Source organism: Streptomyces sp. NPDC048434 (genome assembly GCF_043200375.1).
In the GTDB taxonomy this organism is placed as follows: Bacteria; Actinomycetota; Actinomycetes; order Streptomycetales; family Streptomycetaceae; genus Streptomyces.
Map to the genome: position 1 here is coordinate 217,206 of NZ_JBICXQ010000004.1, position 13,702 is coordinate 230,907.

Here is a 13,702-nt window from a genome sequence, read left to right on the forward strand (position 1 = left end):
AGCCGAGATTGTCGGCCCGGTGCCCCCGGGCCGGTGATCACGATCTCTATGGTTGGCGCCATGAGCCCGGATGCCGACGCCACCCCCAAGCGCCGCCCGACAAGGACGGAAGCCAGGGCCCGCACCCACCGACCGCTGCTCGACGCGGCCACGCGGACCGGTGCGCGCAAGGGATGCTCCGACGCGTCCGTGGAGGAGACCGCCGAGGCGGCGGAATTCTCCATCGGCGCCCGCTACTCGAACGTCGGCAGCAGTGCCGGCGCTACGCGGTGCGCAACCCCCGGCTGATGCACACGCGCGCCGAACGGCTGCGGGGCCCCCGGGCCGAGACGGAAACCCTGATGACCCGGCGCCGGAGCGCATCGGCGCACACGAGACCGTATCCGCAGGGAGGTCGCTCGGATCGCCCAGGACACCGCGGTCGCGCACCCGCGGAGGACACCGCACCCGCCGATCCGCCCGAGGAGAAACGATGACCCACATCGACACCACGGCGCCCCTGCCCTCGCTCCAGGATCTGCTCGACCCACGGCACCAGGCCGACCCCTACCCCCTCTACTCCCGTTGGCGGACGCATGCGCCGGTCGCGCGCATCGATGAACAGCTGATGGTGCTCAGCCGGTACGAGGACTGCGCCGCGGTGCTGCGCGACGCACGGTTCGGACACGCCGAGGCCGACGATCCGCGGTTCACCGGCGAGCGGGCCCGTCCGGCTTCCAAGGTGCTGGTCGACGACGACGGCCGGCCCGTACGGGGCTTCTTGAATCTGAATCCGCCCGACCACACACGGATGCGCTCCCTGGTCTCCCAGGCCTTCACCCGGCGCCGGGTGGAAGGTCTCACGCCGCGCATCGAAGAGCTCGCCACCGAGCTGTTCACCGCCCTGGAGTCCGCCGAGGGGCCCGTCGACCTGATCGAGGACCTGGCCACTCCGCTGCCGGTGGCGGTGATCAGCGAACTGCTCGGTGTCCCCGCAGCCGATCGTCACCGGATGCTGGAGTGGTCGCACGCGGTGGCCCGCGCCCTGGTCCCCGACTTCCTGCTGCCTCCCGGAGCCGCCGAGCAGGAGGCGCAGGCCTGGCGCGAGTTCACCGACCACCTGCGCGGACTCGTCGCCGAACGCCGCCGCTCGCCCGGCGACGACCTGCTCTCGGCGCTGGTCGCCGTGCACGACGACGGTGATGCGCTCACCGAGAACGAGCTGCTGGCCACCTGCACCCTGCTGCTGATCGCCGGCCACGAGACCACCGTCAACCTCATCGGCAACGGCACCCTCGCCCTGCTGCGCCACCCTGACCAGCTCGACCGTCTGCGCAGCGACCCGGACCTCATCGCACCCGCGGTGGAGGAGCTGCTGCGCTACGACTCGCCGGTCCAACTCGTCGCCCGCTTCGCCCTGCAGGATGCCGAGGTCGCCGAGGTGCCGGTCGAGCGCGGCACCACACTCCTGCTCCTGACCGGTGCCGCGAACCGCGACCCCGCCGCGTACGACCACCCCGACCGCCTCGACGTGGGCCGCGCCCCGCGCCATCTGTCCTTCGGCCATGGCATCCACTTCTGCCTGGGCGCTCCGCTCGCCCGCCTCGAAACCCAGATCGTCCTGGCCCTGCTCCTGCGGCGCGCCCCGAACCTCCGGCTCGCCGGTGCGCCCCGGTGGAAGGACCACATCACCCTCCGCGGCCTGAGCAGGCTCCCCCTCTCACTCGGATGACGCCCGGACCGCCCTCACCGCGGCCTCTTCCCCAGCGGCGGTGGGCGGCACCTCTCGCCTCCCGGCACTTGCGTACGTGCCAGAGCAGGCAACGGCACAGCTCGCCGAAGCCCCTCAGCGGCTTCTGAACGCCCCCTGCACATAGGGCGGTCTGCCGCGGAGCGCCCGCGGGCGGGCGGCCGTGCCGGAACGTGCCGCCTGCGGGGCGCGCAGCGCCGCCCGTCCGATCGAGTTCGCCGGGCCGGGAAAATCCCGTCTCTCGGCCTGCCCCGCACCGATTCCTGCGGCCGGCTTGCGACCATGGGCGAGCTGCCGGGGCTGACGCCCTCCGGGTGCCTGACCGCCACCGGAGCGCGACACATCGGTCAACCGGTACCGGTATCCGCGGAACTTCCGCGCGAAGACCTCCGTCGCCGCAAAGGAGCCCTGTATGAACGCCAGCACGGATCTGCTTGTCGACGCCTTCGGACGTATCCGTGAGGTCGTCGAGGACACGGTCACCGGGCTCGACCCCGACGAGCTCAGCACCCGCCCCGACGACGCCAATTCGATCGCCTGGCTGGTCTGGCATCTCACCAGGATCCAGGACGATCACCTCGCCGGGGTGGCGGACACCGAGCAGATCTGGACCTCGGACGGCTGGTACGACCGCTTCGGACTCCCCTTCGCGCCCGACGACACCGGCTACGCCCACTCCAGCAAGGACGTGGCGGCCGTAAGCGACCTGAGCGCACAGCTCCTGACCGACTATCACGGCGCTGTCCACGACAACACCGTGCAGTACCTCGCCGGGATCGACGACAAGGACATGAAGCGCGTCGTCGACCGCGCCTGGACACCGCCCGTCACCCTGGGAGTCCGCCTCGTCAGCGTGCTCGCAGACGATCTGCAGCACGCCGGACAGGCCGCTTACGTCCGCGGCCTGCTCGGTCTGTGAGAACCGGTCCGGGCCCCGCAACGGTCACCGCGGCCTCACCCCCTGCGGGGCAGGCGGTGCAGATCCACCGCGGCGAGCCGGCCCGCCGCCAGCTCCGCCGTCATGTACGTGCAGTACGGCTGCCGGCGGCGGTCGGTCGGCGAACCCGGATTCAGCAGGCGCAGCCGGTCGTCCGCCGTGGAGTCCCAGGGGATGTGGCTGTGCCCGAACACCAGCACATCGAGCTCGGGGAACCGTTCGGCGCAACGGCGCTCCCGCCCCTGCGCCGAGCCCGTCTCGTGCACCACGCCGAGCCGGACTCCCGCCAGTTCCGCATGCGCCACCTCCGGCAGCCGAGCCCGCAGCTCCGGGCCGTCGTTGTTGCCGTACACCCCGATCAGCCGCCGGGCACGGGCCTGCAGCAGGTCCAGCGTGGCGGTGTCGACCCAGTCACCGGCATGCACGACGACATCGGCGCGTGGCACCTCGTCGAGCAGCTGTGACGGCAGCGCCTTGGCGCGCTTGGGCACATGGGTGTCGGAGATGAGCAGGAGTCGCACGGGGCTTTTCCTCTGCTGGGCTGGGCTGGGCTCGCGGACGCGTGCGGGGCGGGGCGGTCAGCGTTCCTGGGCGGTCGGCCGCACGGCGATCTCGTTGATCGCCACATGCGGCGGCTGAGTGACCATGAAGGTGATGACCCGGGCGATGTCCTGGGCCTGCAGCCAGCTCTCCGGCGGCAGCCCGTGGGCCGATGCGGCCTGGGAGCCGCCACGTGTCATCTCCGTCCCGGTCATGCCCGGCTCGACGAGTCCGACCCGTACCTGCCGTCCGGTCACTTCCTGGCGCAGCGCCTCGCTGAAGGAGCACACCGCGTGCTTGGTGGCTGAGTAGACGCTGTTGTCCTTACGGGGCACCCGGCCCGCGACCGAGCTGACGGTCACCAGGTCGGCCACGCCCCGCGGCCCCTCGTGCGCCGCGCGCAGCAGATGCGGGAGTGCGGCGTGCGACATCCGCAGAACCGCCGTGAAGTTGAGGTCGACCATCCGCTCCCAGTCCTGGGGATCGCTGTCCTCCACCGAGCCGCGCACGCCGAAGCCCGCGTTGTTCAGCAGGACGTCCAGCCGTCCGAAGTGGTCGACGGCCTCCTCGACGGCGCGCCGTGCCTGCGTCGTGTCAGCGAGATCGGCCGTCAGGGCGAAGGCTGATCCGCCCAGTTCACCGATCGTCTCCGTGAGCTGCTCCAGCCGCTCGGTACGCCGGGCGACCAGTGCGAGGGAGCAGCCCTCGCGGGCCAGCGCCAGGGAGGCGGCCGCACCGATACCGCTGGAGGCGCCGGTCACCAGCGCCACAGTGCCCGACAACGCCTTCCGGTCGCCGCCGCCTGCTCCGGCCCCGTCCTGACGCACCGTCATGGAATGCCCGGCCTCTGAGCTGCCCATCGTCGTCCCGCTCCTCCCGCTCGATCTCGTCGGCCCACAGCAGCCGAATCCCGCTCCGCAGACCCGTACCCCGCCCGGCGCCCGCCGTCCCTCCCCTCCGCCATCTGGCATGTGCGCTCCGTCCTCCGCCGACACCCGCCCGCGGACGCGGTGCGTCCGCCCGGACAGCGGGTATTACCCACGGGAACCCCCCTTTGGCTCTGGGAGCTGCTCATGAAGCACACCCATCCCCTGCCCGGCGACATCGGACTCACCCAAATATCCGGCGCCACCGGCCAGTTGATCCGCTTCGGACAGTGGATCAACGGAGACGGCTTCGCCGACTACGAACACGCCTTCCTCGTCCTGCCCGACAACCGGCTGCTAGAGGCCGAGCCGGGTGGCGCCCGCATCGTGCCCCTCACCACCTACGCCGACGCGGACGTGGTCTACGTCTGCCCGGAACGGCTCACCGAGCGGCAGCGCGCCGACATCTGCGCGGCCGGCGCCCGCTATGCCGGGGTGCCCTACAGCTTCCTCGACTACCTGGCGATCGCCACGCACCGGTTCCACCTGCCCGTTCCGGGGCTGCGCCGCTATGTCGCCAGCACCCGGCACATGATCTGCTCCCAACTCGTCGACCAGTCCTATCAGGACGCCGGTGTGCATCTGTTCGCCGACGGCCGCTGGCCCGGCTATGTGACGCCGATGGCCCTGTACCACCTGCCGGCCCGCTGACCCGACCACCCGGCACCGTCCGTAGACGGACCCGGGTACGGGCATGAATGCGCCCGGCGGCACGCACGGAACAACGGGCCCCGCCGGGCGTGTCACGGAGTACGGCCGTACGTCACCCGCGTCGCCCTCCTCCGTGCGACGCCGCGTGGTGCGCCGTACCGCTCGCGGCCGCTTCCTCGTTCACCACCCGGTCTCCGCCCCACCGCCCGCTGCACTCCGCTTCCATCTCGTCTCGCCGTACCGCTCATGGCCGGTGGGGCGGAACCCGGCAGCGGCGGCGACGGCGGCAGAGGCACGGTGGTCCGGGTGGATATGGGCGACGAGGGTCTGCACGGGCTGTTCGCGGAGCCAGCCGACGAGCCCCCGGGCCGCCTCGGTGGCGATGCCGCGACGCTGCCGGTCCGTCCCCACCACCCAGGCGACCTCCGCTACATTTCCGTGCTCGTCGGCGGTGACCGTCGCCTGGACCGTGCCTGCCAGGCAGCCCTGATCGCGGACCTGGATCACCCAGTTGCACCAGGTGACAGCGGGGTCGGGGGAGCCGGCAACCAGCCGTTCATGGCGGGTGCGCAGCGCCTGCGGGGTCGCCGGGGCGCCGCCGGTGAAGGTGTGCAGGTCCGGATCGGACAGCACAGCGGCCAGTTCCTCGGCATGGTCGACCCGCAGCGGCAGAAGAGTCAGCCGGCCGGTGTGGATGATCTCGGCCTCCATGGCGAGCGGCATCCGACTCCTCCCCCGGGCGACGCACCGCTCCGCAGTTCCTCGTGGTGGCGGCTCGCCTATCATTGTGACTGCCCGGACACCGGAGCGGAGGCTACGGGACGATGCAGCGGCAATCCGTACTTGTCTATGACGGCGACTGCGCCTTCTGCACCTCCTCGGTCCGGTTCGCGGAACGGTGTCTGCGGCCGCGCTGTGCCGCGACGCCCTGGCAGTTCACCGACCTCGTACGGCTCGGCATCACTCAACAACGCGCCGAACGCGAGGTGTTGTGGGTGACCCCGGCCGGATCCGTCCACGGTGGCGCCCAGGCTGTCGCCAAGCTGCTGATGAGCGCACGCGGCGGATGGCCGGTGGTGGGCGCACTGCTCATGCTTCCGCCGGTGCGGTGGGTCGCCCAGGGCGCGTACCGGATCATCGCGAACAACCGTCAGCGGCTGCCGGGCGGTACGGCGGCCTGTGCGCTGCCGTCCTCCCGGAACGGCCGGAACCGGTCATAGCGCGTCCGGCCGGACGGACGGAGCCGGTCCGGCGTGCGGACGGCTCGGCGTGCGGACGGCTCGGCGTGCGGACGGCTCGGCGTGCGGACGGCTCGGCGCCCGGTGGCGTTCCGCCATCGGGCGCTTCTTCCCTCCGCAGCGCTGCCCGGCCTGCCCGGTCCGGGCTCAGGTTCCGGACTTACGGCCGTAGACGTAGACGTCATCACCGTTCTTGAGCAGGGACCAGTACTTCTTGGCGTCGTTGCTGCGCATATTGACGCAGCCGTGCGAGCCGGGGGCCGACCAGACGCTGCCGCTGATGGAGTGGAAGGCCTGGCCGCCGTCGAAAAACTGGCTGTACGGCATGGCCACGTGGTAGATCGTCGACACGTGGTGCAGGTTGCGCCAGTAGATCTTCTTGGCGCCGGTGCGGGTCTCGTACCCGTCGCGGCCGCTGCGGACCGGTACCGGCCCGAACACCAGCTTTGATCCGTCCTGGATCCAGCTGAGCTGGCGGGTGAGGTCGACGCAGGCGATCCGGCCCTTGTCGGTGGGGCACTTATGTGCCTTGTTCGGGTTGTTCCCGGCTGCCTTCTGCTGCGCCACGAGGCTCATCACGCCCCAGGTGACGGGGCCTGCGTAGCCGATGTTCGGGGTGATGCCATGGCTGGTCTGGAAGTCACGGATCGCCCGGCAGTCCGCCGCCGACTGCCGGCCGTCCACCGGACGCCCAAGGAACTTCTCGGCCTGCTTCTGGTACGGGCCGCGGCTCGCGGTGCAGGACGAAGCGGTGGCGGCCTGGGCCGTGGAGCCGAAGGCCACCGTCAGCGGAAGGGTCAGCGCCGTGAGGGCGGCCGCCGCGCCTGCCCGGCGGCCGGCGCCGCCCCGCCGTATCCGCAGGTTCAGTTGTCTTTTCATGCCCCGTAGGACTGTTTGCCCGACCCGTCGGTTGCAGGCGTGACCGACCCGAAATATCTGATAGGTCACGCCATGGCCCGACAGGGTGCGGCACGCCCCGGCAGACGGGGGATTGTCCGGCCCTCCGCCCGGGGGTGACGGCCGCGTTTACAGCACCGTGCCTGCGGCGACCGAGCCTTCGTGGCCGGTCCGGCTGGTTGCGTTGGCGACCAGCTGGTGGTCCATGCCGGGGTCACAGGAGTAGGTGACCTTAACCTTGTCTGTGCCCCCCGTCTGCCCCCCGCCGCAAACCCGCACAGGTTTCCGCCATCACGGCCGCCTGCTCCACCGCCCCGCCCGGATCCCGCCCGCCTCCCCAGTGGCGCGAACCCGAACACACCCCGGTCGATAACGCTCCGCTATCCGCTCGCCACTTACTGTGCTCATGGCGGGCGGTCGCGGCACCCCGCGCACGGTCGCCTCTCCAGGCTCCGCCGAGAGCCCACCTCCAGAAGGGACCACACATGATCACCGATGCCCTGCGGACCGAGTACGAGCACCGCTTCGCCACGTACGACACCGATGGCGACGGCTACCTGACCGCGCAGGACTTCACCGAGCGGGCCCGCGTGCTGACGAAAGCGGTGGGCGAACCGGAGGAGTCCGCCAAGGCGCAGGCGTTGCGGGCGGGGATGCGCAACACCTTCGACGAGCTCGCCGCCCTGGCGAACGTGGACGGTTCGGGCCGTCTGGACCGGGAGCAGTTCGTCGCCGCGTTCGCGCGGGCCGGCGAGTCGGGGATGCTCGGCAGGGTCGTGGGGCCGTCGGTCGCCGCGACCGTCGCACTGGCCGATGCCGACGGGGACGGTGTGGTCAGCCTGGCGGACTTCACGGCCGTGCACCGCGCGGCAGGGTACTCGGCCGCCCAGGCGGAGGCGGCCTTCACGGCGCTGGACGATGACGGCGACGGGCGGCTGATGGTCGACGCGTGGCAGGCGCCGTGAGCGCGTAGGCGTCAGCGGCGTCGACGGGCCGCGTTCCCGGACGAGCGGTGCGCCGGTTCACCGCAGCGGGCAGGTCGGCCCGTCGCCGACGGGTGCCGCCGGCCGCCGCTCACGTCCTGAAGGTCAGCGCGAGCTGGGCCAACAGCTCCGGACCGCTCGCCCGGTCGGTCCACAGCCCCACGTAGCCGTCGGGCCGGATGAGGAATCCTTCGCCGCCGCGTGCGCCGTAGATCTGCCGGAACTCGTCACGGCTGTCCTGGACGACGGGCAGCAGCAGACCGTCCGTCCGGAGGTGCGGGGCGGCGATCACCCGGACGTTCAGCAGCCCGTGCGCCCTGCTCCGTGCCGCATCCGCCACCTCGTCGTACGGCGGCAGCTGGTCCTCGTGGTCCGCATACAGCAGCAGGGTGTGTTCGTCGCCGCGCAGCAGGTCGAACAGACGGGACGGGAAGGTGGCGAGGTCGTAGCGGAGGCCGCCGCAGTCCGGCGCACGGTCCCCCGGCGCCTGCTCGAAACCCACCAGTTCCGTGCCGCGCTCGACCCGGCCTCCCCAGCGCATGAGCAATTCCTCAAGGAGGCGTTCGGTGTCGTTCTGCGGAAGCGCGGCAAAGCGGTACGGGACCTCCGGCGGCAGCGTCAGCTCGATGCGCGCCTGCTGGATGCCATTGACGTAGAGCAACTGCCCCCGGAGCGGGACCGCGGCTTCCAGTGCCTCCCGGACCATCCCCATGCGGTCCCAGATCTCAGCGTCCTGGGCTGGATGCCCACCGCCTTGGCGAACGGCTGCGGCGCGGGCAATCGGTCGATGACGCGGCAGCGCACGCCTCGACGCTGCAGCTCGGAGGCCGCCGTCAGCCCTACGGGACCCGCCCCTACGACCAGCACATCCACATCGGCCACGGCTGCCTCCCGAGCGGGAACGCGCTCCTCTCCAATGCAACACAACGCGGAATGTCTGTCCATTTCGCACGAGCGCGCCGCCTCGCGACACCGCCGGGCCGCACTGTGTCCAGCAGGTCGGGTGCGCGAGGGCGTCGGCACGGCATGCGCCACGCACCGGCGTCGCCACTCCCCCAACACCCTTGTGATGCAGGCCACATGAAGTGATGTCATACGGGCACGGAGGCCCGTTCGTGTCCGAAGTGAGGGGCTCGCAAGGGGCTCTGACGCTGCAGGGAAAGGACATCACATGCGTAACGGGCGAATTCTCACCGGCGCCTTCGCCGCCGCCACGCTGGCGGTGGTCGGACTGGGTGCCACCCATGCCAGTGCCGCTACGGGGGCGGCGAGCGCCACCCCTGCCGCTTCCCACGCACAGCACCAGCAGAAGCCGATGGACGGTCCTCCCGGAACCGTCTGGACCGGCAAGAAGTTCTGGACGCTCAGCGATTGCCAGGCGGCAGGTACCGACCTGGTGGCTAGCGGCAAGTGGGCCGACCCGTTCTGCGACGGCTCGGGGCTCCAGTACGACCTGTGGGCCAGGCCCCTGTAATTCCCCACGTTCCCAGGGGCTTTCGCCCCCTCGCTACCTCAGCTCCAGCAGACCGGCCGGCTGCACGGTGAGGGGCGGGCGGTGAGCGCACGGCCCGAAGAGCCGGACGACTGCCGATACGGCGGGCGTCCGGCTCTTCCGCTGGTGCTGCCCGCCGGGTCCGGCCGGCCTCCCGGACGACAGGGTCGGCAACGGGGACCGGCGGCAAGGCCGTACGGCGACGCGGTTCGCGCCGCCGTACCCGTGCACGATGCGCCGTTGCACCAGGGCAGAACGGGCCGTTGCACTGCCGGCAGCCCGTGCGCGGTGCATGCGGACCTGCGCAGCGCGTGCGTCGAGTGCGCCGGTTGCGCTCGGCGGACACCCCCGGGCCGGGCGGGTGATCGCCGGATGCAGGGGGGTGATGCGCCTGCGGTATCACGGGTGCGCCCCTGCCCGTCTGAACAGGTCCGTACGGCACAAGCATGGCCGCGCTCCGACGGCAAGGGTGCAAGCCGACCCTCGGCGGCGCTACCGCGCGCTCTGCCGGGGCGAACTCGGGGCGTGGTTGTCTCTTCCCCGTCAAATTCATGGCGCCGCACGGAAACGCGGTTCGAGCACCATGCGAACGCGTACGCCGAAAAGCGCCAGGATTCCTGAATGACCGCCAGGCAACTGCGCGGCGAGCGACGGGAGTAAGGGCATGGAATTCTCGCAGGCATCGGCATCGCCTGCCCGGAGTGAATTCCGGGGCTATGGCGTCCGGGGCATCACGGCAGCGGCAGTCCTGCTCGCGGCCGGCACGCTGAACCTGGCGTCCGGGCAGTCCGCCGAGGCCCGGTCGGGCGGGGCCTGGGACCGCCTGGCCGGGTGCGAGAGCGGAGGGAACTGGCGTATCGACACGGGCAACGGGTTCTCCGGAGGGCTGCAGTTCGCCCACTCCACCTGGCACTCCTTCGGCGGCGGTGCCTTCGCGTCACGAGCGGCGCGGGCGACCCGGTCCGAGCAGATCCAGGTGGCGGAGAGGGTACTGGCCCGTCAGGGCTGGGGCGCCTGGCCGGCCTGCTCCGCGTCACTGGGACTCAACTCGGCCACCGCGCACCGCACTCCGCGGACCACCACAGCGCGCCCCGCTCCGCAGCGGCAGGCAGACCCGTCGGCCCGGGCGCGGGCCCGCCATCCGCAGTCCCATGAGAAGCGATTCAAAGTGGGACGCCATCGGAGTACCGGCGGCTCGGTCGTCGTCAATGCCGGCGACACGGTGAGCGGCCTCGCGTATGCACACGGCCTCGGCTGGCAGGAATTCTACCGGCTGAACCGGAAGGTGATCGGGGCGAATCCGCATCTGATTTTCCCCGGCACACGACTGGCTTTACCACACTCCGCCGCCCACTGAGCGCGTAACGGAATAGCGGGGATTCCCGGGCCCGCCGCCAGGGGAATTCCGCTGATGCTCCGCGCTTTCACACCGCGGTGGCTCGTCGGAGGGGACGGGCCACCGCGGGACGTGGTGGTGGGGCCGACGTCGCCTGCGCCGACTCCGTAGGTGCGTGCCGTCGCGGGGACCGGCGCCTCAGTCGGCGGTCGCGTACACGCGGTTCGCGAACTCCGCGATCTCCGCGTCGCTGAGGTTCTTCGCGAGGTTGGCCTCGGTGATCATTCCCACCAACTGGTGGCCGCCTTTGACGTCGATCACCGGCAGGCGCTTGATGTGGTGATCCTCCATGGTCCGCAGGACCTCGGAGGCGTCCGCATCCGCGTCGATCCAGTGCAGCTTGCCCCCCATGGAACCGGCCTGCACCGTCGCCGGGTCGACCCCTTCGGCACAACAGGTGACGACGATGTCGCGATCGGTGATCATACCCATGAGCCTGTTGTTGTCACCGCAGATGGGTACGCAGCCGACGGACAGGTCCCGCATCATCTTCGCCGCATCCATCAGCGACTCATGTGCACCCACACAGTGCGCTCCGCCGGACATGATGTCGCGGGCTCGCAGCTTGCTGGCCATGATTCCTCCTGTCGCAGGAGTGGGTACTTGCCTCGCTTCGATCACACCACGAATGGCCCCACGACGCTCCCCGGGCGATGCTGCCCCGGCGGGGCGGGATCGCTCTTCAGCCGGCGCCGCGCGAGGGCGCGGAAGACGACGGGAGACCCGCCACCGCCTCGCGGCCACCGCCGCACGTTCCGGGTGTCAACTACCCGCGCGCACAAGCGTCATCATGGGGCGACTGCGGGACCGGACCGCACCCCCGGGCGTAGTGTCAGCCTCTGTGACCATGTCGAATCCTTTCTTCGAGCCGAGTGATCTGCCCTACGCCCTGCCGCCCTTCGCGCAGATCAGGAACGAACACTTTCTGCCTGCCTTCGCACGCGGAATGGCCGACCAGCTGGCCGAGGTGGCAGCCATCGGCGCCGACGCCGAGCCGGCGACCTTCGAGAACACCGTGGAGGCGCTGGAGCGCAGCGGCGCGGTCCTGGGCCGGGTGCGCAGGGTGTTCTTCAACAAGGCGGCGACGGATACCGACGAGGAGATCCAGGCGATCGAGGTCGAGATCGCTCCCCGGCTGGCCGCCCATGACGATGCGCTGCTGCTCGACTCCGCGCTGTTCGCCCGGCTGGACGCGCTCTTCGGCCGACGCGAGCGGCTCGGCCGGGACCCGGAGCAGCTGCGGCTGCTGGAGCGGCACCACACGAGCCGGATCCGGGCCGGCGCGCGGCTCGCCCCGGAGCAGCAGCAGCGCCTGCGCGAGCTGAATGCCGAGATCGCAGCCCGGTGCACCGAGTTCGGGCAGAACCTCCGGGCAGCCACCGCGGATGCTGCCCTCGTGCTGGACCGTGCCGAGGAGCTGGCCGGTCTGCCCGCGGACCAGATCGCGGCCGCCGCCGCGAACGCCCAGGCACTGGGGCACCAGGGCAAGTTCGTGCTCAGCCTGAAGAACTTCTCCCACCAGACCGAACTCGCCGCTCTGGACGACCCTGCGCTGCGCGAGCGGCTGCTCACCGCCTCCCTCGGGCGCGGCATGGACAGCAACGGCCCGGTCGCCGTCGCCCTGGCCACCCGGCGTGCGGAGCGCGCCGCCCTGCTCGGCTACCCCAGCCATGCCGCCTGGGAGGTCGCGGACCGGACCGCCGGCACCACGGACGCCGTCGAGGAACTGCTCGGCCGGCTGGTCGCTCCCGCCACCGCCAATGCCGAGCGGGAGGGTGCGGCCCTGGCCGAGGCGGCCGGCGTTGCGGAGATCCGCGCGGCGGACTGGCAGTACTTCTCCGAGCGGGTGCGCAAGGAGCGGTTCGCGCTCGACGCGTCGGTGCTGCGGCCCTATCTGGAGCTGGAGACCGTGCTGCACGACGGTGTGTTCCATGCCGCCGAGCTGGTCTACGGGATCACTTTCACCCGGCGCCCCGACCTGGTGTCGTACCACCCGGACGCCCGCATCTACGAGGTGCACGACGCCGACGGCAGCCCGCTCGGCCTGTACATCGGCGACTTCCACGCGCGCGATTCCAAGCGGGGCGGCGCCTGGATGGACGCACTGGTACCGCAGTCCCATCTGCTCGGCCACAGGCCGGTGGTGGTCAACAACCTGAATGTCGCCAAGCCCCCGGCGGGCGAGCCGGTACTGCTGACCTGGAGCGAGGTCAACACGCTGTTCCACGAATTCGGGCATGCGCTGCACGGCCTGTTCTCCGACGTACGCTACCCGCTGCTGTCCGGGACCCAAGTGCCGCGCGATTTCGTCGAGTTCCCCTCCCAGGTCAACGAGGTGTGGGCGGACTGGCCGGAGGTGCTGGCCCATTACGCCCGGCACCACGTCACCGGCGAGCCGATGCCGGCCGAACTGCCGGCCCGGCTGCGCGAGGCGGAGAAGTTCGGCGCGGGCTTCCGGATGGTGGAGCACCAGGCCGCCGCGGTGCTGGACTGGGCCTGGCACACCCTTTCCGCCGATGGCGACGCCCCGGGGGCCGACGAGGCCGAGGCGTTCGAGGCGGCCGCGCTGGAGCGCTACGGGCTCGCGATGTCCACGATCCCGCCGCGCTATCGCACCGGCTACTTCGCCCATATCTTCAGCGGCGGCTACGCGGCCGGGTACTACGGCTACCGCTGGGCCGAAGTGCTGGATGCCGACACCGTGCGCTGGTTCCGCGAGAACGGGAAGACGATCCGTGAGAGCGGTGAGGTCTTCCGCCGGGAACTCCTCGGCAAGGGCGGCAGCGTCGACCCGCTCGGAGCCTTTCGCGCGGTGGTCGGGCGGGACCCGGAGCTCGGGCCGCTGCTGGCGCGCCACGGGCTGGACGGCTGATCCCCGGAGACCGTGCATGAGGGCGCCGCGGCCCGCTGGTG

The 13,702-nt window shown here is 71.2% G+C and carries 14 protein-coding genes and 1 pseudogene; 9 read left to right on the forward strand and 6 right to left on the reverse strand.

All coding sequences use genetic code 11. The annotated features are described in order from the left end of the window. Positions 1-60: 60 nt before the first annotated feature. From ACGFWI_RS06780 to ACGFWI_RS06790, 3 genes are all read left to right on the forward strand, one after another. On the forward strand, positions 61-288 hold the full coding sequence (locus tag ACGFWI_RS06780) for a hypothetical protein (protein ID WP_393904836.1): 228 nt from the start codon (positions 61-63) through the stop codon (positions 286-288). 184 nt (positions 289-472) lie between these two features. Continuing rightward, complete coding sequence (locus tag ACGFWI_RS06785) at positions 473-1,711, forward strand: cytochrome P450 (RefSeq protein ID WP_393904837.1); 1,239 nt, start codon at positions 473-475, stop codon at positions 1,709-1,711. A gap of 430 nt (positions 1,712-2,141) precedes the next feature. Then, positions 2,142-2,648, forward strand: a complete 507-nt coding sequence (locus tag ACGFWI_RS06790) for a DUF664 domain-containing protein (protein WP_393904838.1) — start codon at positions 2,142-2,144, stop codon at positions 2,646-2,648. 35 nt (positions 2,649-2,683) lie between these two features. On the opposite strand, the gene ACGFWI_RS06795 is transcribed toward ACGFWI_RS06790, so the two are convergent. Next, positions 2,684-3,187: a metallophosphoesterase family protein gene (locus ACGFWI_RS06795; protein ID WP_393904839.1), complete on the reverse strand. Its 504-nt coding sequence runs from the start codon at positions 3,185-3,187 to the stop codon at positions 2,684-2,686. Between the two features lie 57 nt (positions 3,188-3,244). Further along, positions 3,245-4,066, reverse strand: coding sequence for an SDR family oxidoreductase (locus ACGFWI_RS06800; protein WP_393904840.1), 822 nt, complete (start codon positions 4,064-4,066; stop codon positions 3,245-3,247). Positions 4,067-4,279: 213 nt separating this feature from the next. Here ACGFWI_RS06800 and ACGFWI_RS06805 point away from each other — a divergent pair, with 213 nt between their 5' ends. Continuing rightward, a complete protein-coding gene (locus ACGFWI_RS06805) occupies positions 4,280-4,783 on the forward strand; it encodes a hypothetical protein (RefSeq protein WP_393904841.1) in 504 nt (167 codons plus the stop codon). A gap of 180 nt (positions 4,784-4,963) precedes the next feature. Here ACGFWI_RS06805 and ACGFWI_RS06810 read toward each other — a convergent pair whose 3' ends face one another. Next, positions 4,964-5,506 carry a GNAT family N-acetyltransferase gene (locus ACGFWI_RS06810; protein ID WP_393904842.1) on the reverse strand — a complete coding sequence of 181 codons (543 nt, stop codon included), beginning with the start codon at positions 5,504-5,506 and terminating at the stop codon, positions 4,964-4,966. A gap of 101 nt (positions 5,507-5,607) precedes the next feature. Here ACGFWI_RS06810 and ACGFWI_RS06815 point away from each other — a divergent pair, with 101 nt between their 5' ends. Continuing rightward, positions 5,608-6,003 carry a thiol-disulfide oxidoreductase DCC family protein gene (locus tag ACGFWI_RS06815; RefSeq protein ID WP_393904843.1) on the forward strand — a complete coding sequence of 132 codons (396 nt, stop codon included), beginning with the start codon at positions 5,608-5,610 and terminating at the stop codon, positions 6,001-6,003. 165 nt (positions 6,004-6,168) lie between these two features. Here ACGFWI_RS06815 and ACGFWI_RS06820 read toward each other — a convergent pair whose 3' ends face one another. Further along, the gene (locus tag ACGFWI_RS06820) at positions 6,169-6,900 is read right to left on the reverse strand and encodes a L,D-transpeptidase family protein (protein ID WP_393904844.1); all 732 of its coding nucleotides are present in this window, start codon (positions 6,898-6,900) and stop codon (positions 6,169-6,171) included. Between the two features lie 503 nt (positions 6,901-7,403). Here ACGFWI_RS06820 and ACGFWI_RS06825 point away from each other — a divergent pair. Further along, positions 7,404-7,883: an EF-hand domain-containing protein gene (locus ACGFWI_RS06825; RefSeq protein WP_393904845.1), complete on the forward strand. Its 480-nt coding sequence runs from the start codon at positions 7,404-7,406 to the stop codon at positions 7,881-7,883. A gap of 499 nt (positions 7,884-8,382) precedes the next feature. Here the strand turns inward: ACGFWI_RS06825 and ACGFWI_RS06830 are convergent. Next, positions 8,383-8,783 (reverse strand): annotated as a pseudogene (locus ACGFWI_RS06830) (FAD-dependent monooxygenase); the annotation flags it as partial. 289 nt (positions 8,784-9,072) lie between these two features. Here ACGFWI_RS06830 and ACGFWI_RS06835 point away from each other — a divergent pair. Both ACGFWI_RS06835 and ACGFWI_RS06840 read left to right on the forward strand, forming a co-directional pair. Further along, positions 9,073-9,375, forward strand: a complete 303-nt coding sequence (locus ACGFWI_RS06835; RefSeq protein WP_393904846.1) for a hypothetical protein — start codon at positions 9,073-9,075, stop codon at positions 9,373-9,375. Between the two features lie 682 nt (positions 9,376-10,057). After that, positions 10,058-10,750 (forward strand): transglycosylase family protein, encoded by a 693-nt coding sequence (locus ACGFWI_RS06840; RefSeq protein WP_393904847.1) that lies wholly within the window; start codon positions 10,058-10,060, stop codon positions 10,748-10,750. Between the two features lie 177 nt (positions 10,751-10,927). Here ACGFWI_RS06840 and ACGFWI_RS06845 read toward each other — a convergent pair whose 3' ends face one another. Then, positions 10,928-11,365, reverse strand: coding sequence for a CBS domain-containing protein (locus ACGFWI_RS06845; protein WP_393904848.1), 438 nt, complete (start codon positions 11,363-11,365; stop codon positions 10,928-10,930). 271 nt (positions 11,366-11,636) lie between these two features. Between ACGFWI_RS06845 and ACGFWI_RS06850 the strand changes: the two genes are divergently transcribed. After that, positions 11,637-13,661: a M3 family metallopeptidase gene (locus ACGFWI_RS06850; protein ID WP_393904849.1), complete on the forward strand. Its 2,025-nt coding sequence runs from the start codon at positions 11,637-11,639 to the stop codon at positions 13,659-13,661. Positions 13,662-13,702 lie beyond the last annotated feature (41 nt).